Source organism: Microbacterium sp. W4I20 (assembly GCF_030816505.1).
Lineage (GTDB): Bacteria > Actinomycetota > Actinomycetes > Actinomycetales > Microbacteriaceae > Microbacterium.
In genome coordinates this window covers 1-26566 of the sequence record NZ_JAUSYB010000002.1, presented here as the reverse complement: position 1 = coordinate 26566, position 26566 = coordinate 1, and the positions used below count along the sequence as shown (strand labels likewise).

Annotated in this window: 24 protein-coding genes; 15 read left to right on the top strand and 9 right to left on the bottom strand. The window is 63.8% G+C overall.

Annotated features, from left to right (window positions below; genetic code table 11):
* Positions 1-1035: 1035 nt before the first annotated feature.
* The 5 genes from QFZ21_RS20480 to murJ all read right to left on the bottom strand — a co-directional run bounded on the left by QFZ21_RS20480 (position 1036) and on the right by murJ (position 5442).
* Positions 1036-1608, bottom strand: coding sequence for a hypothetical protein (locus tag QFZ21_RS20480; protein ID WP_307381466.1), 573 nt, complete (start codon positions 1606-1608; stop codon positions 1036-1038).
* A 15-nt stretch (positions 1609-1623) separates the two neighbouring features.
* On the bottom strand, positions 1624-2028 hold the full coding sequence (locus QFZ21_RS20475) for a hypothetical protein (protein WP_307381463.1): 405 nt from the start codon (positions 2026-2028) through the stop codon (positions 1624-1626).
* Between the two features lie 424 nt (positions 2029-2452).
* A complete protein-coding gene (locus QFZ21_RS20470) occupies positions 2453-3112 on the bottom strand; it encodes a hypothetical protein (RefSeq protein ID WP_307381460.1) in 660 nt (219 codons plus the stop codon).
* 272 nt (positions 3113-3384) lie between these two features.
* Positions 3385-3780, bottom strand: coding sequence for a helix-turn-helix domain-containing protein (locus QFZ21_RS21140; RefSeq protein WP_373426056.1), 396 nt, complete (start codon positions 3778-3780; stop codon positions 3385-3387).
* A 63-nt stretch (positions 3781-3843) separates the two neighbouring features.
* The gene (gene murJ / locus QFZ21_RS20465) at positions 3844-5442 is read right to left on the bottom strand and encodes a murein biosynthesis integral membrane protein MurJ (RefSeq protein ID WP_307381457.1); all 1599 of its coding nucleotides are present in this window, start codon (positions 5440-5442) and stop codon (positions 3844-3846) included.
* Between the two features lie 1559 nt (positions 5443-7001).
* Here murJ and QFZ21_RS20460 point away from each other — a divergent pair.
* On the top strand, positions 7002-7475 hold the full coding sequence (locus QFZ21_RS20460; protein WP_307381455.1) for a hypothetical protein: 474 nt from the start codon (positions 7002-7004) through the stop codon (positions 7473-7475).
* A 285-nt stretch (positions 7476-7760) separates the two neighbouring features.
* Positions 7761-8480, top strand: a complete 720-nt coding sequence (locus QFZ21_RS20455) for a zeta toxin family protein (protein WP_307381453.1) — start codon at positions 7761-7763, stop codon at positions 8478-8480.
* 166 nt (positions 8481-8646) lie between these two features.
* Here the strand turns inward: QFZ21_RS20455 and QFZ21_RS20450 are convergent, their stop codons facing one another.
* On the bottom strand, positions 8647-8934 hold the full coding sequence (locus tag QFZ21_RS20450; RefSeq protein WP_307381452.1) for a hypothetical protein: 288 nt from the start codon (positions 8932-8934) through the stop codon (positions 8647-8649).
* Positions 8935-9072: 138 nt separating this feature from the next.
* Between QFZ21_RS20450 and mobC the strand changes: the two genes are divergently transcribed.
* The 3 genes from mobC to QFZ21_RS20435 are packed head-to-tail and all read left to right on the top strand — an operon-like array spanning position 9073 to position 11939.
* Positions 9073-9471 (top strand): plasmid mobilization relaxosome protein MobC, encoded by a 399-nt coding sequence (gene mobC, locus QFZ21_RS20445; protein ID WP_307381450.1) that lies wholly within the window; start codon positions 9073-9075, stop codon positions 9469-9471.
* Positions 9471-11042 (top strand): relaxase/mobilization nuclease domain-containing protein, encoded by a 1572-nt coding sequence (locus QFZ21_RS20440; RefSeq protein WP_307381448.1) that lies wholly within the window; start codon positions 9471-9473, stop codon positions 11040-11042. The genes mobC and QFZ21_RS20440 overlap by 1 nt, the downstream gene beginning before the upstream one ends.
* Before the next feature lie 9 nt (positions 11043-11051).
* Positions 11052-11939 (top strand): hypothetical protein, encoded by an 888-nt coding sequence (locus QFZ21_RS20435; protein WP_307381447.1) that lies wholly within the window; start codon positions 11052-11054, stop codon positions 11937-11939.
* A 151-nt stretch (positions 11940-12090) separates the two neighbouring features.
* Here the strand turns inward: QFZ21_RS20435 and QFZ21_RS20430 are convergent, their stop codons facing one another.
* The gene (locus QFZ21_RS20430; protein ID WP_307381445.1) at positions 12091-12495 is read right to left on the bottom strand and encodes a hypothetical protein; all 405 of its coding nucleotides are present in this window, start codon (positions 12493-12495) and stop codon (positions 12091-12093) included.
* A 1323-nt stretch (positions 12496-13818) separates the two neighbouring features.
* Here QFZ21_RS20430 and QFZ21_RS20425 point away from each other — a divergent pair.
* The 5 genes from QFZ21_RS20425 (at position 13819) to QFZ21_RS20405 (ending at position 19423) form a co-directional block, all read left to right on the top strand.
* Positions 13819-14385, top strand: coding sequence for a hypothetical protein (locus QFZ21_RS20425; protein ID WP_307381444.1), 567 nt, complete (start codon positions 13819-13821; stop codon positions 14383-14385).
* A gap of 903 nt (positions 14386-15288) precedes the next feature.
* Positions 15289-16320, top strand: coding sequence for a YhcG family protein (locus QFZ21_RS20420; RefSeq protein WP_307381443.1), 1032 nt, complete (start codon positions 15289-15291; stop codon positions 16318-16320).
* Positions 16321-16478: 158 nt separating this feature from the next.
* On the top strand, positions 16479-18182 hold the full coding sequence (locus tag QFZ21_RS20415; protein WP_307381439.1) for an endo-1,4-beta-xylanase: 1704 nt from the start codon (positions 16479-16481) through the stop codon (positions 18180-18182).
* A 34-nt stretch (positions 18183-18216) separates the two neighbouring features.
* Entirely contained in the window at positions 18217-18543 is a 327-nt protein-coding gene (locus tag QFZ21_RS20410) for a hypothetical protein (protein ID WP_307381436.1), read from the top strand.
* A 202-nt stretch (positions 18544-18745) separates the two neighbouring features.
* The gene (locus tag QFZ21_RS20405) at positions 18746-19423 is read left to right on the top strand and encodes a DUF6766 family protein (protein ID WP_307381434.1); all 678 of its coding nucleotides are present in this window, start codon (positions 18746-18748) and stop codon (positions 19421-19423) included.
* 87 nt (positions 19424-19510) lie between these two features.
* Here QFZ21_RS20405 and QFZ21_RS20400 read toward each other — a convergent pair whose 3' ends face one another.
* Complete coding sequence (locus QFZ21_RS20400; protein ID WP_307381431.1) at positions 19511-20407, bottom strand: hemolysin III family protein; 897 nt, start codon at positions 20405-20407, stop codon at positions 19511-19513.
* A gap of 119 nt (positions 20408-20526) precedes the next feature.
* On the opposite strand from QFZ21_RS20400, the gene QFZ21_RS20395 reads away from it, so the two are divergent.
* A complete protein-coding gene (locus QFZ21_RS20395) occupies positions 20527-20865 on the top strand; it encodes an ATP-dependent DNA ligase (protein ID WP_307381429.1) in 339 nt (112 codons plus the stop codon).
* A gap of 987 nt (positions 20866-21852) precedes the next feature.
* Here the strand turns inward: QFZ21_RS20395 and QFZ21_RS20390 are convergent.
* On the bottom strand, positions 21853-22746 hold the full coding sequence (locus tag QFZ21_RS20390) for an AraC family transcriptional regulator (protein WP_307381427.1): 894 nt from the start codon (positions 22744-22746) through the stop codon (positions 21853-21855).
* Positions 22747-22868: 122 nt separating this feature from the next.
* Here QFZ21_RS20390 and QFZ21_RS20385 point away from each other — a divergent pair, with 122 nt between their 5' ends.
* From QFZ21_RS20385 to QFZ21_RS20370, 4 genes are all read left to right on the top strand, one after another.
* The gene (locus tag QFZ21_RS20385; RefSeq protein WP_307381426.1) at positions 22869-23648 is read left to right on the top strand and encodes an SDR family NAD(P)-dependent oxidoreductase; all 780 of its coding nucleotides are present in this window, start codon (positions 22869-22871) and stop codon (positions 23646-23648) included.
* Positions 23645-24478, top strand: coding sequence for an SDR family NAD(P)-dependent oxidoreductase (locus QFZ21_RS20380; RefSeq protein WP_307381424.1), 834 nt, complete (start codon positions 23645-23647; stop codon positions 24476-24478). The genes QFZ21_RS20385 and QFZ21_RS20380 overlap by 4 nt, the downstream gene beginning before the upstream one ends.
* Positions 24475-25698, top strand: a complete 1224-nt coding sequence (locus tag QFZ21_RS20375; RefSeq protein ID WP_307381422.1) for a low temperature requirement protein A — start codon at positions 24475-24477, stop codon at positions 25696-25698. Before QFZ21_RS20380 ends, QFZ21_RS20375 begins: the two co-directional genes overlap by 4 nt.
* A 49-nt stretch (positions 25699-25747) precedes the next feature.
* Positions 25748-26566: hypothetical protein (locus QFZ21_RS20370; protein ID WP_307381419.1), on the top strand; the 819-nt coding region annotated here is incomplete at its 3' end.

The window sequence follows — 26566 nt, the reverse complement described above, 5'->3', positions numbered from 1 at the left end:
CTATTGCGGCGAGGTACCGCTGTTGAAGTGCGACACCGGCGACGGGTTCGCGCTGGGTCAGTGACTGGGTACTTCGTCCACTTCCCTGTTATAAGAATCTAGCTGTGCCCATTCGACATGGCGACGAGGCTTGGTGCCGTGTCGCTCGATTAGAGCACCAACGTCCTGCTGGTATCGCTCGGATGGATCTGCGGTCGTGTGATGTCGTGGCTGCCGTATAGCGCGTTGCTTAAGCCAGCATTGTGCCAATGTAGTGCTAAAGCAGCTCATGGCATCATAGAGCCTCGCGCCCGTTTGTCAATGACGTAGGCCTATCACTGTTGTAGGTAACGAGTATGCCGGATGTACCAAAGATGCGCAAGGTCACTGCTCAGTAGCTTGAGGATAAACCTGTGGGTGCCCACAGGGCTATCGTTCAGCTAAAAGGTAGCGACAGTACAGCGCTGGTATAGCAGCTATATTGCTGGCAGCTGTCTCGGCTCTGGTGATTGCGGTCAGAGCGAGCCAAGCGCGAGCCGCCTCCCGCCGCCGATCTCAAGTGGATATCCCGACCGTCGGGGCTGTAGTGGCGGGGCTGTGCCGATACTACAACCGGGGCCACTGTCTCTAACGTCACATCGACCCCGCCGTCGATGCTCTGCTGCGTCACGATCGCGTCTGCAATTCCTAGGTGCCGCATCCATTCACATGCGAGATGTTCGGACGCAGGTCCTCGTAACGCGAGGGCAGATCGATGCTCATTTGCCCCGTCTCTCAGTGAATGCGCTCAGCAAGACCACTGGCAGCGAGGTCGCCGCGCTCAACGAAGTGCCCGAGGTTCTGAAACGAACCGACTTGTCGGAGAGCCTGGTGGCACCGGTCTGGGTGCAGCTCCGCGCCGGAGCGTCGGGTACAGGACTTCGCGGAGACTCCTTCAACCCCTAACGGATGACCGCCGCCGCCCCGTCGCTCATCGAGCCTGCGGGCATTTGCCGGTGCCGGCCGGTGCCGACCGGTGGCCGTCGGTGCCGACCAATCGATAGCATCAGAGGGAGCCTATTCCGTGGTACCCGGGTCTTTCAGATCGGGGAGTTTTGTGACGATCCGGTTGACAGGATCCCACGGCGGTGGGGGAGTGAGCCCCGCCCGCTTGTCCGCGTCGAACGCGAATCGGGTGAACGTGGACCATGGCTGCTTCCCCAGCTCACCGTGTCTCCACTTCCGCATCAACTCGGGAAGATGCGACAGGCGGGCGCGTTGTGCCTTGGGGGGCAGGCTCGACGTCGCGTAGAACGCCGACGCGACTTCGCCCAGTGTCTTGGCATCCTCTCCGCGGGCGACCATCCGAGCCGCCTCGAGCCGCACCCCAAGGTCATATGGCCCAGGCGGAAGAGCTTCCTGATATTGGGCGTCGGTCCCCGCGCCAGCTTCGAGATCGTCAAGGTAGGTCTGGTAGTCATCGAGCTGCTGCACACGTGCCGGTATGGCGAGCACGATACCTACCAGTGCCTCGTCGAGACGAGTGACGTAAACCTGGTGACTCTGTCGAGCGAAGATTAGCCACGTGACCGCGCCGGCGAACGCGGCACCGACGATCGTGGCAAGAAGAGTAGGCCAGAACTCACTCACGCTGAGCTGCCAGCCCTAGAGCTGGTCGCCGTCCAGTTCGGCTTGCTTTCGTGCGGCTTCATCGATCAGATCCTTCACCTGCTTGTCAGAGTACCCAGTGGCCTGAATCTCCTCGTCGCCACGTTTCAGCACGAACTTCTTTCCGTCGTGACGATGCACCACGATTCGAATCACAGCGGCGAGTCCCGCAAGTGCGCCCGGGACGCCAAGAACCTTCACTGCCTCGATCGCGAGATCAACCCCATCTGAAAAGTCTGCAGCCGTCGAGTGCGAAAGCCCCTGGTCATCAAGGAGCGCCTTGATCTCGTCTGCATACTCCTCCGGGAATCGAAGGTTGAAGCCTCCATCGAACCCGGGGGTGATCAGCAGAGGAACTACTTCGGGATCTGTCGAAGACCAATCTTCACCATGTGCAGTCATGTCCGGAGCCTATACGGCGGCGTCCAGCCCGAGTGTCCGTGAGGGGGTCCTTCTGTGAGGGTTAGCGGGCTGGGTCCGCCCAGCGTGGCCACGAGGCGGGATGGACATCTAGGTCGATGCCCCGGAGTCGGGTCAAGCAGACGCTGCCCGCGGATCTTGTCACCGCCCAAAGGCTGTGAGAGCGACCGCGTGCGTGCGTGGGTATCCAGGCGAGTACCTCATCGAGGTCAGCTTCAGACAGCTCCCACTCTTCGTTTGTGCTGCCATCGTCTGCCCAGAAATGCACCCGATAGCTCGGATCGTCGATTTGGGATGTCTGGCTTCTGGGGTCAATCTGTTGAGCCCGCATTCAGTGACTCTAACTCCGCGACGGTGAGCATCGACGGCATTGCCACCAGAACAATGCGGTGTCCGCGGGGGATGGTTAGCCGCTCTCGGGGGAAATCGTGAGCGGGGCGCTTGCGTCTGAAAAATCAATCGATATCGTTCGCGGCTTCCCGTCGACTTCCTCCGGGAGCATCACCGTCGCAACTCGCGAAGGTTCCGGGTAGCCCACGCAGCTTACGCCTTCGGAACCGGCCGTCTGAACGATCAAACACTGCCTACCTTCGTCGTCCAGGAGCTCGCCGGACCAAATGCGGTCCCCGTCGAAATCGCCGTAGTATTTGACGGAATCGGAGCGGTACATGCCCGGATCGGGTGGGATGACACCTTCGATCGGCTCGGATGGGACGTCTTCGATCGGCTCGGATGGGACGTCATCTTCGATCGGCTCGGGCGGGATAAGGGCTGCGATTCCGATGCCTCCCGCGATACCGATCGCCAACGTGAACACCAACGCGCCCGCAACCATCGACCGTGAGCGCAGCACACGACCCCGGGGGCGGCCGGCTCCGGAAGTGTGACCTTCTTCGCTCTTGATGGCGGATGCCGGGATACGCAGGCGTGCGTCGGCGCCGCTTGGCACGTCCCGGCCAAGCCCCTGCAGAGTGGCCAGGCGTTTCACGTCAGCCGGTGTCGCGTGGCCTTCCCGGCTGTACACCCGCGCTTCCAGGATGCGGATCTCATCAGTCGATCGATTCACGAGAGCAACCGTAGCCTCTCGCAAGTCGTGAGCCCCGCAAGGTGCAAACTGTCGGACCGGGGAGTTAGCGTGGGGGATGGTTGATGTAAGGCTCCAAGCTCGTAAGCATGAGAGCGAGATCCGTACGTTCCGTCGCTACCTGTTCTCTGATGCTGCCGATTCTTCGGCGTGGGTGGGGTCCGGGGATGTCGGCTCGATGCCCACCCTGCAGGCATGATGACTCCTTCATGAACGACTCTCGCCGCTCAGATCAGGTGTCCACAAGACCCGGTTCAGTTCCCGCCGTCTTGATCGACAGTGCAGTTCGGGCACTTGCTCCGGTGAAGTGGCACGCACCTCGAAACCGTGGCAGCGCTGATGCTGCGAACATCGACTGAGTAGGGGCCGAACATCGTCGGGTGAGTAAGGAGGACCTCGAGTTCGCTACTGGTGGTATTGAGCGCGACGATAAGCCTCAGGAGGGAGTCGAGTTTCGGGTTTGCCCATCGTCCGCACGAAAACGCGCGTTCGATGCTCCCGTACGTCGACACAGACAAGTCTGCTGTGTGAGCGAGAGCTTCCTGCGATAGGCCGCGAGATTCGCGCATCGAACGCAGCCACCCGCCAAGTCTTCTTGCTTCGTCCCCCCGGACCCGTTTGGATATCACGAATCGATTCTTTACCGTCATTGACGGTCACTGCCATCATTGAACGACGTGTTGGGTGAGATCCCCCACCATCCCGGCTAGGAGTTAGGCCGAGCTGGACATGCTTGGTGGGGGCTGCGGCCTTCTGCGGGCGCGCAGAATCGATGCTGCTTGTTTCAGCTCTGGGGTTCGGAAGAGCGCGAGGGCTCCGACGTACACGACCAACACTGCACCAGCGACGATAGCGGCGCCGAGCGCACCAAGAATCTTCTCGCCGGCCATCCACCCGTCGACACCACCGAGGAGAAGAAAAAGTCCCCACCCTGCGAGGCCCGCGGGTATGGCCGCGAGAGCAAACCTTGCTAGAGCCGCAAGCCAGGTTCCAGCTCCGAGACTGCCGATACGCCGATGAAGGAGTACGACTGCGACGATCGTCTGGATCGTGCTGGCCGCCGACTGGCCTAGCGCCACGGCTGCGGCAAGCAAGGCCGTAGGGAGAACCCCAGATGCGTTCAACAAGGCAGCGCCTGTCGCGGTTGTGATCACAATCGCGCACTGCAACAGCGTGAAGAAGAACGGCGTTCGGGTATCACCGTACGCGTAGAAGGTGCGCTGGATAATGAAGAGGACTGCAAGGGGGAGAAGCCCGACCAGGTAGCAAAGCAGGACCACTGCTGCGTCGGAGGCATCGGATGGGCTGTTCGTAAACACCCGTGATGCAGGGATCGCCGCAGCTGCAGTCACGGCCAGGGCTCCTGTAAGAAAGAAGCCCAGAACTCGAATGCTCTTGGAGATATCTCGGCGTAGATCGTCGTCACGGCCAGCGGCGGCGTGCTCAGCGATCTGCGTGAAGTACGGGGTGCCAATAGAGAAGACGATGACGGAGTAAGGCAACATAAAGACAAGCCATGCGTTGCTCATGACCGCGACAGCGGCACCCTGGCCTGAGGCTTCGTTCGCAACCCAGCTCTGATAAAAGCCCGCGGTCATGCTTGACGCCGCCATCAATAGGGTCCAGCCCGCGGCTCGGCCGAGATTGCTGAGACCAGCGCCGCGCCACTTGAAATCGATGGAGAGCGCAATCCCTGCCTTAAACCAGAGCACGAGCAGGATAGCGGCTTGGGAAACGATCCCGACAGTCGCGACTCCTCCGAGCCACCCAATCATGTCGGGGGTCCAGTCAGCGACGTTGACCATGTTGTCGCCAAAGAGGGCGCCGATGACCAAGAAGCCGGCGATTGAGACGATGTTGTTGGCAACTGGCGCCCACGTGAACGGGCCGAAGACGCGGCGGGCATTCAGGGCCTCACCGAGCAGTGCGTACAGACCGTAGAAGAGAATCTGTGGCAAGCACCAGTACGCGAAGGCGGTTGCGAGAGCGATCTGCTCAGGGTTATCGGGTCGTAGTTGCACGGCCACAAGCCAGGGGGCGAGGACCATCGCGAGCGCAGTTGCGACTACCAGAACGGTGGTGCCGAGCGTGAACATCTTCGAGATGAAGGCTTTGCCGCCATCCGCGTCTGCGGTCGCTCTGACGATTTGCGGGACAACGACGGCGGTTAGTACGCCGACTGATATCAAGCTGAAGATACTGTTCGGAAGCTGATTAGCGACGAAAAACGCATCTGCGACCGCTGATTGATTCGAACCGATGAGGCTGACGAGCACGATGGTCCGCAGCAACCCCGTGAGACGTGATGCCATCGTTCCGGCGCCTAAGAGGACGCTGCTTCGACCCAGGCTCGGCATCAAATCCCCAATCGATCGACCATCAGGAGACTCGATCCACGCCCAGGTTACCGATCGCGTATGGCTAACCCCTGCAACATGTCCGTCCGGCGTTGTGGGGACTAGGACCGGAGTCGATCGTTTACCACGGCGCGCGATGGATCACAAGAGTGCACCTGCGCTGGGCTGAGTGTTCGGACGGCGGTTCAGTTAGACGCACCGGGGCTCATCCCGGAGGAAACTGGAGCGTACTTCATGCGAGGAATTTCGAAGGTGGCGATAGCCGCCGTTATCGTTGCGGGACTGATCGGGATGGCCGGTCCGGCGTCAGCCGCTTCAACACCGAATGCTCAGTCCGAGATCGCATCACAGAGCAGCACGGCTCTGGTGAAGCCGATGGCAAAGCCAGCCACGTGTGTTCAGGGGAACTTTTTCCAGGCGCAAGTCTCGGGTGGTCTGAACACGTCGGTCCTCATCCGGAACAATTGTTCCGGATCTGTCAAGGTGCAGGCTCAGTACAAGATGTACAACGGGACTGGCATCGGAGGTATCACCTACCACTGGGGCAGTTGTGTCTCGATTGGTGGAGGCGGAAAGACGTGGAGCTCTCCCCTCTACCACACCGACAACCTAACTGTCACCGGTCGGGCTTGGGCCAACTCCAACGGTAAGGCAGTAATGCAGACCTGCTGAAGATGCTGAACGACCTGAGCGGTGTATCCGGCTCCCGACGCGTACCGACCTGATCGTGTCGGATGAAGGCCGGCGCCGCACTTAGGCGCTGATCAGTAACGGCAGAGGGCGTGACCCACCGCAGCGGTCATGCCCTCTGCCGCTACTCACCTCGACGGCTGACGGCATTCACTCACTCACAGGTATGGTGCCAATGCATGCGCTGCCGGGAACGCCCAACGCATGAGCACGGCACGCCACACGCCGATGTCTCGCGCACCGAAACTACCGACTGAAACCAGACTCGACAGGAAGACTGCTACCTCCCGCTTTTGCGCGTGGCTGGGAGCATTGAGGGCTACTGAGGGGAGTCGACCATGCAGGCGTTCGACATTGAAGAGCGCTGGCCCGAGCTGTTTGAGCAGCTCGCCGAGCGGCAGTGTTTCACAGGCATGCGGAACTCACGATCGTGGGGGACATGGTTGACCAGGCCGTCATGCTCGACGACCCCGAGGAGACGGGGATGATCCTGACACTCTCGGTCGCCGTGCATCACTGCTAGCTCCGCGCGCGCCTGACGGTCGACCCGAGCGAGGCAGCAGCGTGGATCCGGACCAGCGTGGGGGAAGAGTGGGTCGAGCATGTTCGTGCGGCCGGCGAGCTCAGCGGCACCGACGAGGACCGTGATCACCCCGGCGCCCGCCTCACTACCCAGTTCTTGTACGTGTTCATCGGTCCCGATGGGAGCCGCAGGATCCGCCGGCGGCGTTCAGGATCCCAGTCCGCCGGATTAGCGACGCAGGGAACCTCTGATAGATAGTTCTATACACCTCCTATAGACTGTTCTATAGGAGGTGGTGACCATGACTGTTATGGAGATCCCTGCCGAGGCGCGGGCCGCTGTTCGTGCCCGGCTACGGAAGGAAATCGACGACCTGGACTACCGGCGTTCGCTGAGGATTTTGGGGGAGAGTGGGTACACGCAGGTGCGGATCGCAGCGTGGCTGGGGATTGCGCAGCCGTCGGTGACGAGCGCGTTGAAGACGGCGACGAAGACGGCGCTGCCACGGGAGGGTTTCTCGGGTGCCTCGCCGTATGAGATCTGCCAGCGGTACGCTGCCGGCTTCCTTGAGCGCGAGCAGTTGATCGATGAGCTCGCGCGGTGGCCATACGTCCCGCGGGGGAGGACGAACCCCGATCTGGAGCTTGATGATCTGATCGTTCACCCTGAGGGGTCGTGGGCAGAGGTTCAGCAGGCGAGCTATGCCGGACTGATCGACGCCGAGATCTACGAAGAGGTCTTTGAGCGTCGTCACCCGCGAGCCGCGGCCGAGTGACGCCGGGGGAAGCTGAGCGCCACATCGATCTGATTCGACAGCTTTCCCGTCCAGGTGAGCCCGTGTCGAAGGATGCGCCCACGGCCACGATCAACAACCCTGACTGGTGGATCGATGGTGAGCCGACCCCGCTGCGCGACCGTCTGTTCGCGCAGCTGCTTGCAGAGGCATCGGCTCGTTACCCGGATGCGCGTAGGGAGAGCAAAGCGCTGGTGCTTGCGGGGCCTCCCGGTAAGCAAGGGGAGCGTTGCCGATCGGGTGTTGGGAGCGGCGAGGTGGTCGTACGTGAATATCGATGCCGACGACTTCAAGGCTGCTTTGCTACGCCAGGCGGTCGCGGATGGATCGTACGAGTCATGGATCAAACCGTCGGCCGTCCGCGACCTGGAGGCCGCGGGGGAGCGGTTCTATCCGATGGAGATGGCCGCCCTCGTTCACGAGGAGTCGTCGGAGCTTGCGACCGAGCAACGGACACGGATGATGACTCGGGGGACGAACATCATCGTCGATACCGTGTTGGGTAGCGAAGCGTCCGCAGTCGAACTCGGCACGCAGCTCGAGCGTGCCGGTTACACCGTCCACGTCGTCGATGTGGAGGTGCCATTCGAGGTGTCCGAGGAGCGGATCGTGCAGCGATGGTCGGAAGCAATCGCGGCGGCCGAGGCCGGTCAGGATCTGCTCGGCGGGCGCTGGGTGCCCAGCGCCTACGCGCGGCCTCTGTTCGACACGGCACATGGCCGCGCCCGCTCGCAAGATGCAGCCGCTCTGCTCGCGAAGAACCCGGCCGTCGACCGGTACGAACGGCACTTCACCTCGATGGACGAGCACCGATCAGCGATCGACTCGGGACGGCGAGCAATGCCGGTCAAGGAATTGGACCTGGCGCGATTGCACCGCGGTGGTCCGCTCGTGGACGCCGCGTACACGCGCCGCTCCGCACCGTCGGCGCAGCGCCAACCCGGATCGCAAACGGACCGTGGTCGCGGGGGACCGGAGCTGTCCTGAGCGCTCTTCTCCCTTACCCGATATAAAGCCGACATGCAGGAGAAAGGACCCTGTCAAGGGTGGGGCAATGCCGCATCGCGTAGCGACGTGAAACGCCCTTGACAGGGTCCTTTCTGCTGCGATGATCCGGCATCGGGTGAGGGAGAATGCGGATCGTAAGGCCGGCCTAGGAGCCGTTGGAATCGTTCTCGCCTGCAGCTTGGGCCGACCGGCGGCGTGCCGTCTTCGGGCCGGTCTCGGTGATACCCAGCTTCTTCAGTTCGGCTTCGGTCCAGCCGTCGTTGAGGGCTGAGCGATACAGGCGTGCGCTCTCCCTTTCGGACTCGGCAAGCTGCTCGCGCAGCGTCGCAGTGTCGTGTTGGGCGCGGACAACGGCGCGCACCGATTCGATGCGCTGATCCAGAAGCTCGCGCGCTTTGCGCTCGGCGGATTCGATCACGTGTTCGGCTGTCATAGCACAACTCTAGTCGCTAGGATGAACGCATGGAACGGGAGCAAGCTAGACACTTAGGTACCCTAAGCTGCTTGCCGGCATGGTGCCGGGCTGATCCCGACGCGGTTGGGTCGTTGCACTGGGCAGGGGAGGAGAGTCATGGCTGACGCTCCTGTTCCGTCGCGTGTTCGCGAGCGGCGGCGGCGTGAGAACGCGCCGGGAGGCCGCAAGCACGTCCACAAGGTGGGCGTGACGGCGGAGGAGGAGGCGCTGTTGTTGCAGCGCGCTCTGGAGGCGAACGTCACCATTCCTCGGCTCGTGGTCGAGGCGGCTCTCGCGAACCGGGGTGAGACGTCGACGGACCGCCGGCGGCTTACTGCCGAGTTCTTCCACACCCGCCGGCTGCTCGCTTCGTTGGCGAACAACGTCAACCAGATCGCGCGGGCGACCAACGCGGGGGAGCGGCCGGGCGATGAGTTGCACCACGCGTTGCGTGCGGTGCGGGAAGTGTCCGCGAAGATCGATGCGCTGCTGCCCGAGTTGGTGAGTTCGCGATGATGCCGAACATCACTCGGGGCGGCAGCATGCCGGGCCTGATCATGTACCTCCGTGGTCCGGGCCGGGCGAACGAGCACACGGCACCTCGTGTTGTTGCGGGACACGATGTGATCGTTGAGCTCGCGGGGGAGGGTGTGCTGTCGGCCGATGGCGGGTTGGACGTCGCGAACGCTCTGGATCTCCCGTCCAAGCTGTTCGGTACTGAGGTCACGTTGCCCGTCCACGACATCAACGAGGAGACCGGCGAGCGGGTCGCGACGGGGGAGAGGCGCGACGCCCATGTGTGGCATTGCTCGCTCAGCGTGAAGGCCGAAGAGGGCGAGCTGAGCGACGAGCAGTGGGCCGCGATCGCGAACGACTTCGTCGACGAGATGGGCTTCGTCGACGAGGAAGGCGGAGCGTCCTGCCGGTGGGTCGCGATCCGTCACGGCCTGTCGACCGCGGGCAACGATCACGTTCACATCGCGGTCAACTTGGTGCGCGAGGACGGCACCAAAGCAGACGTGCACCGTGATTATGTTCGTGCCCAGAAGATCGCCGGCGAACTTGAGGTGAAGTACGGACTCGATGTCTTGGAGAGCCGGCAGCAGAATGCCCGAACCCTTAGTGCGAACAAGCCGGCCGAGATGGCCCGTGCGGTGCGCGAGGGAGAGACCTACACGCAGCGCGACGAGCTTCGTCGACGGCTGCGCACGGTCGCCGCGAACTCCCCATCGGAGCGCGACTTCATCGCCGCGGCGCGCAATGCCCGTGTCATCGTCCGGCCTCGGTATGAGAGGGGCGGGACGTCGCGCGTCGTCGGTTACACCGCGGCGATGATCCCGACCAAGGCAGATGAGAAGCCGGTTTGGTATGCGCCGTCCAAGCTCGATCGTTCGCTGGGCCTGCCGCAGCTGCGCTCCGGATGGGAGCAGACGAACGCCAGTGAACTCGCGGCCGTGGATGCCTGGAAGGGCGCCGGCCGGGCCGCCAGGGTACGCGGCTATGACGCCCCGGACAAGGTCAAGGCCGCCCCCGTCTCCGAGGTCGCCGCGGCGCGCGTCGCCGGCCACGACACCGAGGCTGTGAAGCCGGGGGAGAGGCTGCCGGCATTCAACGCGGAAGCGGCGGCCGCGGATCTCTCCGGGGTCTACGCGCATGCTTCGATGGCGTTCGAGCGCGGGACACCTGGACCGCTCGCGGCGGCGTCCGATGAGTTTGCGCGCGTTGCCCAAGGGCAGCGCGGATCGGCCGTGCCGCTGCGGCGGGCGCTCGACGTCGGTTACCAGGCTCGGCTCATGGCGCGCGGCGCCGGCTCCGACAGCAAGGCCGGGTGGATCGCCGTCATGCGACAGATGAACCGTGTCGCGAAACGCATCGCTACCGTTCAGCAGGAGCGCGGCGCGGCCGACAGCGCGGCCGCCGTCCGCGCCCGCGCGGAGGAGGCGCTGCGTGCCGTCCAGGAGCGCGTGCAGCGTGCATCCGGCCAGCCCGCCGCCGCGGCGCCAGGCTCTGCGCTCGGAGCACGACCCACGACACATCAACGACCAGCGAACCCAGGTCGCACCCGCGGCCCGGATCTCGGTAGATAGGGGGACACCATGAACGAACAGGAAGAGATCTTCCAAGCCGGCGACCAAGCTATCCGCGCCGGGCTCATGTCGCTCGGCCAGGTTGGCGAGCGGATCGCGGCGAAGAGCGCCGACAAAGCACGACAGGCACGCGAGATCGACGAGGCCGCGACGCGACTTACGGAGCGTGCGCGCGTCGACGCCGAACGAGCCGAACGAGACCAGGTGCGCCAGCTCGAGCGAGCGCAGATCGCCGGCGACCGTCAGATCGACGTCGCGATCGGCGTCGCCCGCGACCAGGTCCGCCGCGACGGCTGGTGGGCGGGAGCCGACGGCAACCGTGTTTCGACGCAGCTCTCTCTCCTGCAGCAGCTCGACGGCGACCCGCGCGCAGCGGACGCCCGCGACATCATGCGCGAGCGCATCCGCGACCTCTACGGCATCGACACCGACGCGATCTCCGCCAAGCACCCCACGAGCCCGATCGATCAGCACAACGCGCTGACGAACGCAATCGACGACTGGCGCGCAGCGCACCGCGAAGACGCTCTCGCGGAGGAAGAGCGCACGAAAGCGGCGGAGGACGAGGTCTCCGCAGGGGCCGGGGTTGACACGTCTCAGGAGCACGAGGAAGTAGCCGAGGAGCACGAGGAGCGCGCCGACGCACTGCGCTCCGACGGCGCCAACGAGGAACGCCAGGCCGACCGCTTCGAGGCCGAACAGCACCAGGACTACACCGCCGACGTCGAGGCCGTGAAGGGCGCAACGAGCAACGCGGGCAAGGCCCGTGCCGAGGCGGCCAGTGGCTACCCGCTCTCTGCGAATCAGTCTCTCAACGAAGGTCGCAAAAAGGGCGCACCCAAGGCCCGCGTCAACCGAACCCGCCACATGAAGGCCGGCACCGAACTCACCCGCTGATCAGCAACAGCAGAGCGTGACCACCGCAGTGGTCACGCCCCTGTCGTGACTCTGCCGAAATACGTCGTCGGCGGTGCCAACAGCCGAACCGGGCTGCGGCAGCGAGGTGTGATCCAATCGACGCCGACGGGTCCACGCTGTGCGTCGCGATTCAGGTACGGGCGACCTTCAGGTACGGTCGCGCAACGAGCAGACTGGCGCCTCCAGCTATCCATATCACGGGCGAAGCGCCGCCAAACAAGTAGATCGAAACGAAGTCGACCGGCGACGGAAGGTTATTGAAGAACGAATTCCATCCGATGACAAGCGCGACCGCCGCCAGAACAAGGAGGGCCGCTCCCATAACGGCCACAAAAAAGGGGAACTTGGGCGCGAAGGAGATTGTCCCCAGCGCGACGATGACGCACACGACCACCCCGAAAATCGCATCAGGTGGAACAGTCGCTACTCTGCTGAACTGCGAGGCAAGCGAAAGAACAAAGTATGCGATGACCGCTGTTACCACGGCGATGATAGCTTGCGCGCCTACTGCCGTGCTGCTCCGTGGAGTCTTCATGCTGAACACCGTACAAGCGAGTCGCTCCACGGGTACCGTCTGAGTTCGTGTTCAATGCGCGTTTCCTGCATCTGCGGCAACTCTGCTGGTCTCTCGGGGCAACGCTTGTTCTCACACCTGCGGCAGCCGTAGTTCAGATGTTCGAACCTGACCGATCGCGATTCAACCGATAATAGATATTATGTCAGTCTTGGTTTGATGTGTCCTACCCCGACGGACTCTGGACCGTGCGCGCGGAGGCGCACGGTGCGATTCCCGTGCTCATCCCGCGGAGCCTCCCAACCCGCGCCTTGCCACTCCGCTCTGCTCTGCACAGGGGCCGCGCCAACTCGGGCAACTGTCGGTGAATCTCTAAGTTGGCTGCGGCGGGATCAGGACCTCCGAAAAGGTCACGGATCCTCTTCCACAGCGTCGGCGCCTCATCTGCAGCGACTATGAGCGGGGACGAGAGAGTTCACCATCACTGCGGAGACGAAACCGAGGTTGCATCTGGTTCTGGCGGCGGCTGTTCGCTTGGCGGCTAGCTGCCCCCATCACGGTGGCGTAGAAACCGAGAAGGGTCGGCACGTATGCGCCAAACGCCCAGCCGATGTGCTGCAGTACGACCACGCCAGCGGCCGCTGGGAGGCTCATCCCTCGTCCGACGTCCCCATTACTGATGGTGACGCATATGCCGAACCCGACGAACAGCTACACGAAACTCATCATGACGATCTCAGTAACGGATTCCTTTGCGGGTTGAGAAGCTAGAAGGTCCTCCGTGCGAGAATCAACCCTCACGGTAGTCACTCTATGTAAGAGTGCAGACATCGCGGAGGCTGACTCGCCGCTAGCCTCACACCGGCGCGTGTCCGGGTAACGGCTCATGGCAATGCCCAGTAGGAGCTCTCGGCGTAGAAGTCCGCTTGGTCCCCTGTGGGCGTCCAGCAACTCGCGCTCGGCGCAAGAACCCTGTCCCCCATAAAGGCGACAGACAAGGCGCAAACGAAGTGGTACGAACTGCAGCCCGCAACCCATGCATGCGGTTCACAAACACGGGCTCCTCCACGCAAGAGCCCTGTCCCCCATAAAGAGGACAGACAAGCGGCGCATGAAGTGATATCAACTGCAAGTCGCCTGAGTAGATAGCGGGCGATGCGCAAAAAATCCTTGCATCCTCCGCCTGCCTGTGCTTACCTTGGCGCGAAGCGGTGTTTTGCGCATCAATTGGCTTCTCCTTAATCAATAAGTCATGTTACGCCTAGCGGAAGGTATGAGATATTGCCAAGTGTCAAGACATTGATGTCTACAATCGGAGTCGCGGTCCTGACTCTGAGTCTCGGAATGGCTGCCCCGGCAAACGCGGACTCCGAAGAGTCGCCGACGGTCGGATCCATCACCGAAGACGCTCAGTCGGAACTCGCCAGCATCCCGCTTCCCACGCTTCAGGAACAGGTCTCCGAACGCGTGACCCAGCTCATCGCTGAAGGCGGACAGGTAGGCGCGGTTCAGTACGCACCGTATGTCACGGAGCCAGCCTCGGAGGTAACCACGATGGCTTTGCCTTCGGGGTGCGGCATGGTCGTTATCGCCTACATGAGTCCGACCGGGTCTCAGATCGTCAACGAGTCCCTCACCTCATGCGGCAACAAGAGCTGGACGCGCCACGTGCTTCGTCAGCGAATCGTTGCAACGAACCCGTTCAACGGTCTCGACACGCGAACGTTGGTAGACGAGACCAACTCCAGCACTGTTCGGGCTTCTAGCCGCGCGCGTACCGTGAGCTGGAGTTGCAAGAACAAGAATCAGACCAACATGAGGACGTACGCGAGGGCGACCGTGATCATCGGCGGGGTCACGTACACTGCTGACGCACAAGACGTCTACGGATTTGCCCCCTGCGGCTGGTGACGAATCCGATCGAACACAGGGAGGTGGGTGCGACCTACGAGGCGCACCCATTTCCCTGTCCCCCACCTACAAAGCATTTAGCAGAGGAGAAAGTGAATGTCGGAAACATATTCTCTCGAAGCCGTCATAGGGGAACTTCCAGCCATATATCGCGTCGCCGCCATTGAGGAGGTTAGCGTGGGAGCTCAGTTGATCCTCAATCGCGACAACCACTACGAAGTCTCAATCACTACAGAGACTCCAGTGGGTGAATATCGTATCAACTTCCATCCTCAGAATTCTCCTGACCTCACTTTTTCAAAACCGAGTGGCGAGCTGGTAATAATAACTCTGGATAAGTCGTTCGCGGAGAAGACTGAATGGCGTGGCGGGAAAGGAAGATGGCAAACTATTTTTCCTTCCCCGACTGGCCCATTGCTCATCACTGCAGATTGCGACCAGAGTCCGTCCGAGTTGTCACTGATCACGGTTAGTGCAGCTGACCTTGATCTATAGTGTTTGCGACGACGCTGACTCTGATCTTTTGAGTCACGCGGTGAGCGGTTCTGTCGAAGGGTATCGTTGAAAAGCGCCACGATTCGCCGTGATGTATTTAGGCATCGCTGGCGCCGCCGCTGTGGATGAGTCGTACCTCGACTCCGCCGCGGCCGCGGACTTCGGGGTTCGGCGGCGATGGCAAGTGCCTCGTCCATTCAGACGCTTCGATGACGTACACGCCGGCGACGACTTGCGGAGCGTCGACGAATGGACCCTCGCTGATCCCGTCGGAGCGGAGAGGAAGAGGTAGCCGGGGGCCAACTTGCTGGAGTCGCAGAAGCAGAACCGATGGTCGCTTCTCCCCCGTTGTGCGGGCACGGAGGTCTCTTCGGTAGCCGCCTAGTGTTCACGGTCTACGGTGAAGGTATGAGTGAGGTCACTCCCAACGACTACGCGGCAACTCTTGAGGATCTGAAACGGCAGGTTCACGGTGCCCGCCTGCGGGTGCAGCGGAAGGCCAACAACGAGCTACTTCGGTTGTGGTGGCGGATCGGTCGCACCATTCTGGACCGGCAGAAGCATGCGTCCTGGGGTGATGGGATCCTCACTCAGCTTGCGGCCGATCTCCGCGCTGAGTTCCCGACGATGACGGGGTTCTCCGTCACCAACCTCAAGTACATGCGACGGTTCGCGGATACGTGGGCGGAACCTGATCCAATTGGTCAACGTCCCGTTGACCAATTGCCGTGGGGGCAGGTCATCGATCTCACCACGAAGCTTGACGATCAGTCACTCCGCGAGTGGTATGCCGGGAAGTCCGCCTTTCATGGGTGGAGTCGCCCCGTGCTCGCACACCAGATCGCGACTCGGCTACATGAGCGAGAAGCAGCTGCACCGAGCAACTTCACGGGAGCGCTCGAACGGGCAGACTCCGACCTTGCGCAAGAGATCACCAAGGATCCCTACGCGCTGCAGTTTCTTGCCATTGACGGCGACGCCACGGAGCGCGAACTCGAGCAGCGCATGGTTGACCGCATCCTCGACACGATGCGCGAACTCGGCCCGGGATTCGCGTTCGTCGGCCGCCAAGTACACCTGGACATCGACGGCGACGACTTCTACATCGATCTTCTGTTCTTCCACGTCGAACAGCTCCGATACGTCGTCATCGAGTTGAAGACCACCAAGTTCGATCCACGCGACGCCGGCCAACTGGGGTTCTATGTCGCTGCCGTCGATGACCGATTCCGCATCTCAGACAAGCACCTGCCCACGGTAGGAATTCTGCTGGTCGCCGGAAAGAACGACACGGTCGTCCGCTATGCGCTTGCGTCCACGACCCAACCCGTCGCAGTGAGCCGGTATGAACTCACCGAGGAAGCACAGAAAGCACTTCCCGACGAGAGCACCATCGCGAGAGCGTTCGCCGACGAGCTCGCTCGCGGCGAGGACGACTGAGATCGGTCAACGGATCGTTGACCGTGCCCCGCTCCCCCCAACACCGACCCGAGCTCGACAAGCTCATCGCCCCATACCACCCACATCGCGACAGCCATCCCGCAGCCGACAGCACCATCGGCTCCGACCAGGTGGCCCTCCTGGGAGGACGTCCACTGATGTCGACCCTGAGCGCTGGGCGACGGCGCGTCGTGAGTTTGGCGGCCGCGAGCATCCTTCTTGCCCTGGTCGGCTGCAGTTCAACGGATTCACCATCCGAGCGGGGCACCGTCATCGATCTGCTGCAGCAAGACTGGCGGCACGTGTCGGGGATCGTCGCGGACGGCGATGGTGTGCGGGTGACTGCGACGGGGAGAAGCATCGTGGAGCAGGACGGACGGGGAAGCCAGCCCAACCCACCGATCAACCTCGCGGGCACGCATCTGGTGGCCCCGGGGGAGTTCTCGCTCCGGGTGTCGTTCACGGACGTGACCGCCGACGCGACCCTGGCCGTCTACGACAGCCCGCCGGTGATCGCGGACGAGTTCCGGATCGAGCCCGCGGGTCTCCAGCTCACCCTCCGCGGCGATGACCTCCGCATCGCCGTCTTCGACGGTTCTCCCCCGCCCGACGTGACCGACCCCCAGCCGGTGCACGACGCGCACGTCACGGTCATCGACCCCGAGGCCGAGCTCTCGGTACACCGTTTCGGCGACCGGCTCGAGATCGCGAGCGGCGGCGAAACGTTGTCCGCGCTGCCCCTCGGCGACGTCTTCGGTTCGGGGGAGCTCTGGTGGGGGTTGTCGAGCGAGGAGGGCTCTTTCACGGTCCGTTCGCTCACTGCCGCGGCGCCGGGTGGTGCTGCCCTGACCACCGCGGGTCCGGCCGCGGCTGACGCGGAACCGTCTCCGGATGGTCTGCAGGCTCTTGCTGCCCGCGCTCGCCCGGACTTCCTGATGGGTGCGGCGGTGGCACTCGGTCCGTTGGCCTCGGATGCCGATTACGCGAACAACCTCGTGGGCGAGTTCGGCGCCCTCACGCCGGAGAACGCGATGAAACCGCAGGCGCTCTCTCCGCGGCAAGGGGAATACACCTTCGAGGAGGCCGATGCCCTTCTCGACCTTGCGGAGAGCAAGGGAATCGCCGTGCACGGCCACACCATCGCCTTCACCGAGGCGATGCCCCGCTGGATGCAGGAGCTTCCCACCGGCTCCGAGCAGGACCGCCAGGCCAGCGCCGAGGTTCTGCTCGATTACGTGACCACCGTCGTCACGCATTTCCGGGGTCGGCTCGCGTCGCTCGACGTCGTCAACGAACCGTTCGACGTCGATCAGGGAACCGGTCTGCAGGAGAACATCTGGCATCGCGTCTTCGGACCGGCCTACCCGCAGGTCGTCTCGCAGGCGGTTCACGATGCGGACCCCAACGTCAGGCAGTTCATCAACGAGAACGGCGCTGACGTGCCCGGTCCCCGTCAGGACGCCCTGCTTCAGCTTGCTCTCGACACGAACGAACAGGGCGGACACATCGACGGCGTGGGCCTTCAGGCTCACGTCTACGATCTTGAGACCGATGCCATCTCGGCCGATGATCTCGCCACCACATTCGACAGCTTCGCCGATGCCCGGCTGGTCGTTCGGATCTCCGAGAACGACGTCACGGACAGCGAGGGCCAGGATGCCCAGGCGGAGCAGTACGCCACGGTCCTCGCAGCCTGCCTCCGCTCGGAAGCGTGCGTCTCCTACACGACGTGGGGGGTCGACGATCGGTTCGACTGGTGGATCGACGACGACCGCGGCCTGCACCAGGGCCACGACCTCCTCTTCGACGACGACGAGCCGACACCCGCGTACGACGCGATGAGGAAGGCACTCGCGAACTGATGCGAGTGAGCCGGTTGCCGGTTAAGGTGTGGGGATGGCCACCCTCCATTACGGCTCAGGCGACCCCGTCCATATTGGGGATCGCGAGCTCGCGCATCTGAAGATCGTGATCGCTACGAAGCTGCGCCGCCAGGAGAGCTTCACGCTCTCATGGAGGCACCCGGAGGGCGAGCCGGGTGGTCGATCGACGATCTGGTTGCACCCCTCGATACCGCTCCGGTTCACGTTCGATGAGCCCGAACCGCCTCAGCTGAACATGCAGTGGATCGAGGAACTGATGCACTCCGCTAATTCCTCCGGCGGGATCATGCTCGTCGATGAGGTTCTCGAAACTCCCGAACCGGCGACGCCCTCCGTCTGAGCAGGCTTCGACCGATTACTGTCTGTCAAGACCGTTAGGGTGGCTGCTCGTTCCTGGGAAGATCATCTCGATGATGGGAGACGTTATGACAGACAAGGCACCTGACACCGGTGCGATGCGTATGGCTTTCTGGACGTGGACGGCGATCATCGCCCTGGGGCTCGCGGTGATGATCGTCCTCCCGCTGATGGGGCGATGACCGATGCGCCGCTTCGTCCGGGACTCCGGCCTCACCCTCGTCTTCCTCGCCATCTTCCTGCTGGCCATCATCGGGCAGTCTTTCGCGGGCTTCGCGCAGAACAACCAGGAGCTGGCCCAGCACGGGCAGCCTCCGGTCGGCTATCTCGAGTTCGTGACGTCGTCGGACTTTCTCGTCGACGTCGCCGAGAACTGGCAGTCCGAGTTCCTGCAGTTCTTCCTCTTCATCCTCGCCACCATCTGGTTCATCCAACGCGGCTCACCGGAGTCCAAGAAGCCGGGCGATGAGGGGCTCGGAACCGACGAGGACCAAATGATCGGCACCCACGCACGACCCGACTCTCCCCGATGGGCGCGGGCTCACGGCATCCGGCTCTGGATCTACTCGAACTCGCTCCTGCTGGTCATGGGCACGATCTTCCTGCTCTCCTGGTTCGCACAGTCGCTCGCCGGCCACGTCGTCGCCAACGAGGAGAACGCCCTGCACGGTCTCCCTCCCGAGACCTGGTTGGACTACGTCACCTCCGCGGAGTTCTGGAATCGGACCCTGCAGAACTGGCAGTCCGAGTTTCTCGCCGTCGGGGCGATGGTCGCCTTCGCGATATATCTGCGCCAGCGAGGATCAAGCGAATCGAAACCTGTAGGTGTCCCCCATCACACCAGCAGCGTCGAGTCCGAATAACGCCGCGCGTCTGCGCGCTAGTCCGCGCGTGCTCGTGGGCTCAGAGGTCGGAATCGGTGCGAAGAGGGAACGTCGCCCGTTGGTGTGTCAGCGGGCTGCAGGGTCCAGTGCCACGATCGCGATGCCGGCCCAGTGGCAGAGGAAGGCGAGCACGGTGAAGACGTGGAAGACCTCATGGAATCCGAACACCCCTGGCACCGGGTTGGGCTGCTTGAGGGCGTAGATGACCGCGCCGATGATGTAGAGGATGCCGCCGGCGAGGATCAGGGTCGTGGTGGTCGGGCTTGCCGCAAAAAGGTCACCGAGGAAGATCAGCGGGGAAACGCCGACGAGCACGTACAGCGGCACATACAGCCACCTCGGCGCTCCCATCCAGAACACACGGAACGCGATGCCGAAGGCCGTGGCACCCCACGCGATGCTCAACAGGATGACGGCCTTCGCTGGTGACAGACAGAGAACCGCGACCGGCGTGCAGGAGCCCGAGATCAGCAAGAAGATATTGGCGTGGTCCACGCGACGCATGATTTGCCGGGTGCGGGGCGACCAGTTCACCCGGTGATACAGAGCCGAATTGCCGAACAACAACACGGACGTGACGACGAACACGGTCGAGCTGAGCTTCGCGGCCGCGCCATCCGCCGAGACGATCAGGATGATACCGAGCACCCCTGCCAACGGGAACGCGCCCGCGTGGATCCAGCCCCGCCACGACGGTTTGGGCTCCACGGCCTCGGTCCGTGACGCCTCCACCAACGGCACTGACGGTAGCCCGCCAGCATCGCCTGGATTCGCCTGGTGACCGGCGCTAGCGTTGCCACCGTGCACGGAGTCATTCTCATGCTGGTGATCGAAACCACTTCCCATGACGAAAAGTCTATGGTCTCCACCACGCACCAAACCGAACGCTGACGGTAACTCTGGGGGCGGACGATCAGGGTGGCGGTCCGCGTGAACTCTGGCCTCACCGCGCGCAGCGCTCACGCAGCATGGCTTGTCAAGGAGTGGCGCGCAACAGCGTGGAGTGTGCGAATGTAGTCGAACCAAGACCAGTGCTTCGCCCGTGTTCCCAGCGGGACCCTGGCAGGACAGGAGGTCCGACGGTGGGCAAGTTCATGTATGAAGGCGGCGTGAAGATAGAGATCGAAGATCGTGCCCTCACCCACCTGCAGCTCGTTATCTCCGCGAAGCTCCGCCGTGGGGAGCCATTCCCTTTCACATGGCGGGAAGACATGAGCGTCGGCGGTGGACGCACCACGGTCTGGTTGCACGCCGGCAGCTCGCTCGTCTTCAAATACGCCGGGAGCCGACAACCCGCGATCAACCGCGCCTGGATCGACGCCCTCGCCTTCACCGCTAGCGCCCCAAGCGGCCTCTATCTCGTCCCGGAGCCCGTTGATGATGGGCCGACGGATGCCGCCCGCCCGCCGCTACCCGCCTGATCGAACTGGTCACTCGCCCTCGTGGTTCGAACACTATGGATGAGGGCGAGAGAGGGACGCTGACGGCCTGCTTCCCTGAGGGATATATCGGGCCGCCAGCTGCAGGGCTTCCGCGATGTTAAGGGCCATCGAAGGGTGGACTCTGTCCAGGTAGCTTAGTTCCGCTTGCCTCGGAGGCTCGAGCGATCGACCGCATTTTGGTGGCTGCGGTTCCCCGATGTGAAGCAACCCGCGTGCCGCCTCAGTGAGAGGCCGGGATACCTGATGCCAGAGGCAGTCGCCGAGAGTGTGAGTCGTCCCGGCGCGGTCGATCATGCATCCGCCGCCGGTCCCGATTGCACCGTCGGTGGGCATGGGTTTGGAGGAGCAGCCTAGGTTCGCCCCGCCGGCGGGGATGTGACCGTCAGGGTGACGAAGACCGTGGTTGGGACGCGGTTGCCTGCTGCGCCCTGGCTCGCGACGGCGGGTTGGGTTGGGAACGCTCCGCCCTCGGTCAACGTTATGGATCGCCGATGTGTAACGGCGAATATACCGGCTTCCACAGGCCCTCGGAATGGTAGGGGTGGTCCCGATAGGTCTGGGGAACCCTCGGGACCACCAGCCGGTGTTGCTGGGGACTTCACCGGCCCGCGGATCGCCATTTCCTGCGATCCAGCGTCAACTTACCCCTCCGCGTCGCATTCCGATAGGCCCTCCCCCGGCGCTCCAGAGGCAGGCCGCCAGGAGCGTTCCGGTTGGTCTCCGTGGCGTTGTTGCATCCGGTCGCGATCTAGACGCTTCCGGTTTCGAGGCGTACTCTTCGTCGCAGAGCGGCGGCGTTGCGGTACTGGGGACGATCCGCACCGAGCTCTGGCCTTCCACCCCGCGAGTTCTGGGGAGGCTCGCGGGTGGAAGGTACCAAAACCGGGACAATCACGCTCCCTACCTCTCCCCCGAGACGGCATCCCCTTACTCTCACCGGTGCGGCTGCCACTCCGGGTAGACCTCCTAGGTGCCTGCGGCGCGGAGTGCTGCCGCGTCTTCGCTGGGTGAGGCCCCGAATTCGCGTCGGTATTCCCGGCTGAACTGTGAGGGGCTTTCGTAGCCGACGGCGTAGGCCGTCGCACCGATGTCGCCAGGGTTCGCGATGAGCCGTAGCCGTGCTTCCTGCAGGCGGATGCTCTTCTGGTACTGGATCGGGCTCATCGACGTCACGGCGTGGAACGCTCGGTGGAACGCCGAGGGGCTCATGCGCGCGAGCTCCGCGAGGTCGTCGACGCGGAGCGACTCGGCGAAGTGCTCCCGCATCCAGCGAACGACGTGTCGTACCCGACTGAGGGTGCTGTCGGCAAGACCGAGCTGACGCACGGTCGCGCCCTGATCGCCCGACATGATCAGCCACAGGATCTCCCGTTCGATCATCGGCGCGAGCACCGGAATGTCGCGGGGGTGGTCGAGCAGCCGCAGCATACGGATGGTGGCGTCGAGGAGGCGCGCGGACACGTCCCCGACCGCAATCGCCGGCGGGGAGGACTCGCCACGAGCCGGGCGTGGGAACTCCGAGGCGGCGACGGTCAGCATCAACTCTGCGATGACCTCGGGTCGGAGTTCCAGACCGAAACCCAGGGCAGGGTTCTCGGGGGTGGCGTCGGTGAAATGGCCGGAGACAGGAAGATCCACGGACGCGACCAGGTATTGACCGGCGCCATAGTCGTGAACTGTCCCGCCGACGGAGAGCCGCTTTGTGCCTTGTGCGACGACCGCCAGTACGGTGCCTGTGGTCGACTCATCCTGCGGCCCGCCGTCATCCATTCGCGACACGAGCACACCGGGGATCGGCGTTGTGCTGATACCACCCGGGGCATGCCGCGCCACCAGGCTGCGGAACTCATCGAAGGACATGTGAAGAGTGAAACAGCAAAGCTCGGTCCGAGCGACCATTTCTGGCGACGTCGGCAGGATCGTGCAAGGAGTCGGCGGGATTCCCCTAACTCGTCGGATGCGTCTGACGGTTGTGTTGAAGTATGAGCGAACAGACACCTGACCAGAAGATCGTCGTCGTCACCGGAGCAAGCTCCGGCATTGGACGCGGTGCCGCCGTCGAGATCGCCGCCCGCGGCATGGGCGTCGTCATCACCTACAACGCACGCCCCGAGGGAGCAGAGCAGACCGTCGAGGAGATCCGGGGAAACGGCGGCACCGCTGTCGCTCTTCCGCTCGACATCGCCCGCACCAACACCCTCCCCGACTTCACGAACGCACTCACCCGCGTGCTGAAGAGCGAGTGGAGCACCGATCGCATCCATGCGCTGGTGAACAACGCCGGTTTCGGGGGCGGCATGAGCTTCGAGGAGATGACAGAGGACGCCTTCGACGCCTACTACCGGGTGTTGCTGCGCGGCCCGTACTTTCTCACCCAAGCCCTCCTGCCCCTAATCGCGGACGGCGGCGCTGTCGTGAACACGTCCAGCAGCTCGGTGTGGCCCGGTGACACGGAGCCCGGGTATTCCGGGTACGCGGCGATGAAAGGCGGCCTGGTCATCGCCACCCGCTTCCTCGCCAAGGAACTGGCCGGTCGGTCGATCCGTGTGAACTCCATCTCCCCCGGCCCCACCCGGACCCGTCTCGGCGACAACGCCTTCGAACGTTTCCCCGAGGTCATCGATGGGCTCGCCGCGAAGACCGCGTTCGGGCGCATCGGTGAGCCGGCCGATGTCGGGAAGGTCATCGCGTTCCTCGTTTCCGATGACTCGGCGTGGATCACCGGCCAGGACATCCAGGCCTCCGGAGGGTACGCACTGTGAGCGTCCGATTCGGAACAGTCGTCCTCACCGGTGCCACCAGCGGCATCGGCGAGGCGACCGCCCTCCGCCTCGCCAGCATGGCGACCACTCTGATCGTGCTCGGTGTCGAATCGGAGCAGGATGCCGCTCGTGTCCTCGAGCGGATCCGGCGCGCGGGCAGCGCCGCGGTCCACTACGTCTCGGCGGACTTCACCCACCTGGCCGACGTCGTCCAGGCGGCGGAGCGCGTCGGCACGGTGGCGCCATCGATCGATCTGCTCATCAACGACGCCGGTGTTCCTGGCGCGCCGGAGCGGATGGTCACCTCCGACGGATTCGAGCGGACCTTGCAGGTCAACGCGCTCGCACCGGCCCTGTTCACCCGCCTCCTCGTCCCCCGCCTCGCCGAGGGCGCTCGGATTGTCAACGTCGGCTCCTCCGCGCACCGTGTCGAGCACTTCGATTTCGATGACATGGACCTGGGACACGACTACACCCCCATCACCGCCTACGCGAGGGCGAAGCTGGCGATGGTGACATGGTCCTCGCTCCTCGCCGAGGAAGAGGCCGCATCGTCCCACGATGTGATCGCACTGTGTCCGGGGCTCAACGACACCCCGCTCAGCACCGCGATGATGGGACATATTGGCGGGCCCGCATCCCACGGTGCGGAGCTCGTCCTCGCCGCGAGCACGGCAACGGTTCCCTCCGGCAGCTACCTCGAGAACGGGCACGTCGTCAGCCCCAGCGCCGAGAGTCTCGATCCGGGAAACCGTGCCCGGCTCACCGCCGTGTTCCGCGAGCGCCTGTCGCCCTTCGTCGTTCGCGGCAACGCTCGGGTCACGCCGTGAACAGTCGCAGAATCGGTTCAGGCGCCTCGCTGACTCGGGCGGTCACCAGTCGCGAAGGCGATCGCGTCACGACGCTCGAGCTCTTCTTCGATCTCGCGTTCGTGTTCGCATTCACGCAGCTCAGCCGCCTGATGGCGCAGCAGCATGATGCGCTTGGCATCGTCCAGGCGCTGGTCATCCTTGCACTGTTGTGGTGGGCGTGGACGGCGTACGGGTGGCTCACCAACATCGCCCACGCGGACCAAGGCGTGGTGCGCGTGGCGATGATCATCGGGATGACGGCGATGTTCGTCGCCGGCCTCGTCGTCCTGGAGGCCTACGACGACCTGCCCGGCGGCTTGTTCGGCCCGCTGGTGTTCGTCGGTGCGTACCTCGTCGCCCGTGCCACTCATGCGATTGTGTTCGTGTGGCTCGCTGAACCCGCACTCCGTCGACGGACCCTGATCACCGTCGCTCTCTCTGTCGTCCCCTCCGGAGCTCTCCTCGTCACCGGGGCTCTGCTCGGTGGCCCGTGGCAGATCTGGTGCACCATCGCTGCAGTCGCGATCGAGCCGATCGTCTCCTACCGCACCAGCATCGGTATCGCCTGGCCCGTGCGCTCCACCGCCCATTTCACCGAACGGCACGGACTGATCGTGATCCTCGCCCTGGGCGAATCGATCCTCGGCATCGGCGCGGGTGCCGCAACCGAACCCATCAGTGTCGGAATCCTCAGCGGCGTCGTCCTGTCGATGCTCATCTGCATCGCGCTGTGGTGGGCCTACTTCACCCGACTGGCCGGCGACGCAGAGCACGCACTCCGGGCCGTGCCCGCTTCCGGGCGCGGCCGAGCGGCAACCGACGCCTACACCTACCTCCACCTGCTGCTCGTCGGCGGGATCGTTCTCGCCGCGCTCGGCCTCGAAGTCGCGATGGCACACATCGAATCCACCGACGGGCTCGGGCTCTTCGGCGCCGCCGCACTCAGCGGAGGAGTCGCCTGCTACCTCGCAGGAACCGCAGCCTTCGCGCGACGACTGCTCGGCACCTGGAACATCGCACGACTCACGATCGCGACAGTCTTCGTCGCGATCGCGCCGGCGCTCGGCCTACTCCCCCCTCTCACCGCACTGGCGAGTGTCGTGGGTCTCCTAATCGTGCTCTTCACCGCAGAACGGCACCTCTCGACAGCCGCACCGAGTTCCCCAGGGCTCTCCGATCCCCCAGACGCCGCACAGTGACCGTGCGTAGGTCGTTCGACGCTGGCGAGCGATACGCGAGGATGGTGCGATGACACCTGACCTGCACTGGCCCGGCGACAGCGACACCGTGATCCGCTGGATCCGCGCCGGCCTGCAGCCCACCGACGCCGAACTGGTGCGCGGGCTGGAGAACGTGAGCATCTCCGCCGACGTGTCCGGGGCGACCCTCGAACTGCTCTCGATCGATGCGAGCGGTGTCGAACTGACCCTTCACTCGCCGAACAACCCGGCGATCGCAAATGCCCCACCCGCCGCCGCCCCGGAGATCGTGCAGCGACGCCCCGGCGTGCTGCGCTCCGCACGGCTGATCGCCGACCCCATCCGAATCGACAGCATCGCCATCTCGGTCGACGCCCAAATCCATGACGTTCCCGTGGAATGGCTCGTCTATGCAGAACCCACCCTCCCCGATCAGCCGGAAACGATCCACGGCATCGACCTCGCCGACGACGGCGCCGGCATGCGCGGAGCATTCACCGCTTCACTTCGTGCCGACGACCTCTCACCACTGATAGCGTCCCTCGCGCGTCCGCTGCTACACAGCAACGGCATCCACCTGAACCGACTCAAAGCGACCGTCACCCAGGACGGCGCAGACGGAATCCGCATCGACGCAGGAGCAGGCATCCGCTGGCGTCTGTTGGGAGCATCGGCGCGCGGGACAGCGCGCGTCCACGTCTCCCCCAACGGGGTGATCAGTCTTCGTGACCTGAAGGTCGGCAGCCGGAATCCCGTCGTCATGCTCGCGCTCCGAGCAGTCCGCCAGTCGGTACAGGAGCAGATCGGCAAAAGCTTTGACCTGAACGAGGACCTCCTCCCGGCCGGCGGGCCACGCCTGACCGACCTC

What these genes read in the sequence shown, in the direction of transcription:
- QFZ21_RS20410 (WP_307381436.1), top strand. Translation starts at nt 18,217, where the DNA reads ATGGCCACCCTCCATTACGGCTCAGGCGACCCCGTCCATATTGGGGAT.
- murJ (WP_307381457.1), bottom strand. Translation starts at nt 5,442, where the DNA reads ATGGCATCACGTCTCACGGGGTTGCTGCGGACCATCGTGCTCGTCAGC.
- QFZ21_RS20430 (WP_307381445.1), bottom strand. Translation starts at nt 12,495, where the DNA reads ATGAAGACTCCACGGAGCAGCACGGCAGTAGGCGCGCAAGCTATCATC.
- QFZ21_RS20460 (WP_307381455.1), top strand. Translation starts at nt 7,002, where the DNA reads ATGACTGTTATGGAGATCCCTGCCGAGGCGCGGGCCGCTGTTCGTGCC.
- QFZ21_RS20450 (WP_307381452.1), bottom strand. Translation starts at nt 8,934, where the DNA reads ATGACAGCCGAACACGTGATCGAATCCGCCGAGCGCAAAGCGCGCGAG.
- QFZ21_RS21140 (WP_373426056.1), bottom strand. Translation starts at nt 3,780, where the DNA reads ATGACGGTAAAGAATCGATTCGTGATATCCAAACGGGTCCGGGGGGAC.
- QFZ21_RS20420 (WP_307381443.1), top strand. Translation starts at nt 15,289, where the DNA reads ATGAGTGAGGTCACTCCCAACGACTACGCGGCAACTCTTGAGGATCTG.
- QFZ21_RS20405 (WP_307381434.1), top strand. Translation starts at nt 18,746, where the DNA reads ATGCGCCGCTTCGTCCGGGACTCCGGCCTCACCCTCGTCTTCCTCGCC.
- QFZ21_RS20435 (WP_307381447.1), top strand. Translation starts at nt 11,052, where the DNA reads ATGAACGAACAGGAAGAGATCTTCCAAGCCGGCGACCAAGCTATCCGC.
- QFZ21_RS20440 (WP_307381448.1), top strand. Translation starts at nt 9,471, where the DNA reads ATGCCGAACATCACTCGGGGCGGCAGCATGCCGGGCCTGATCATGTAC.
- QFZ21_RS20385 (WP_307381426.1), top strand. Translation starts at nt 22,869, where the DNA reads ATGAGCGAACAGACACCTGACCAGAAGATCGTCGTCGTCACCGGAGCA.
- QFZ21_RS20425 (WP_307381444.1), top strand. Translation starts at nt 13,819, where the DNA reads ATGGCTGCCCCGGCAAACGCGGACTCCGAAGAGTCGCCGACGGTCGGA.
- mobC (WP_307381450.1), top strand. Translation starts at nt 9,073, where the DNA reads ATGGCTGACGCTCCTGTTCCGTCGCGTGTTCGCGAGCGGCGGCGGCGT.
- QFZ21_RS20415 (WP_307381439.1), top strand. Translation starts at nt 16,479, where the DNA reads ATGTCGACCCTGAGCGCTGGGCGACGGCGCGTCGTGAGTTTGGCGGCC.
- QFZ21_RS20475 (WP_307381463.1), bottom strand. Translation starts at nt 2,028, where the DNA reads ATGACTGCACATGGTGAAGATTGGTCTTCGACAGATCCCGAAGTAGTT.
- QFZ21_RS20390 (WP_307381427.1), bottom strand. Translation starts at nt 22,746, where the DNA reads ATGTCCTTCGATGAGTTCCGCAGCCTGGTGGCGCGGCATGCCCCGGGT.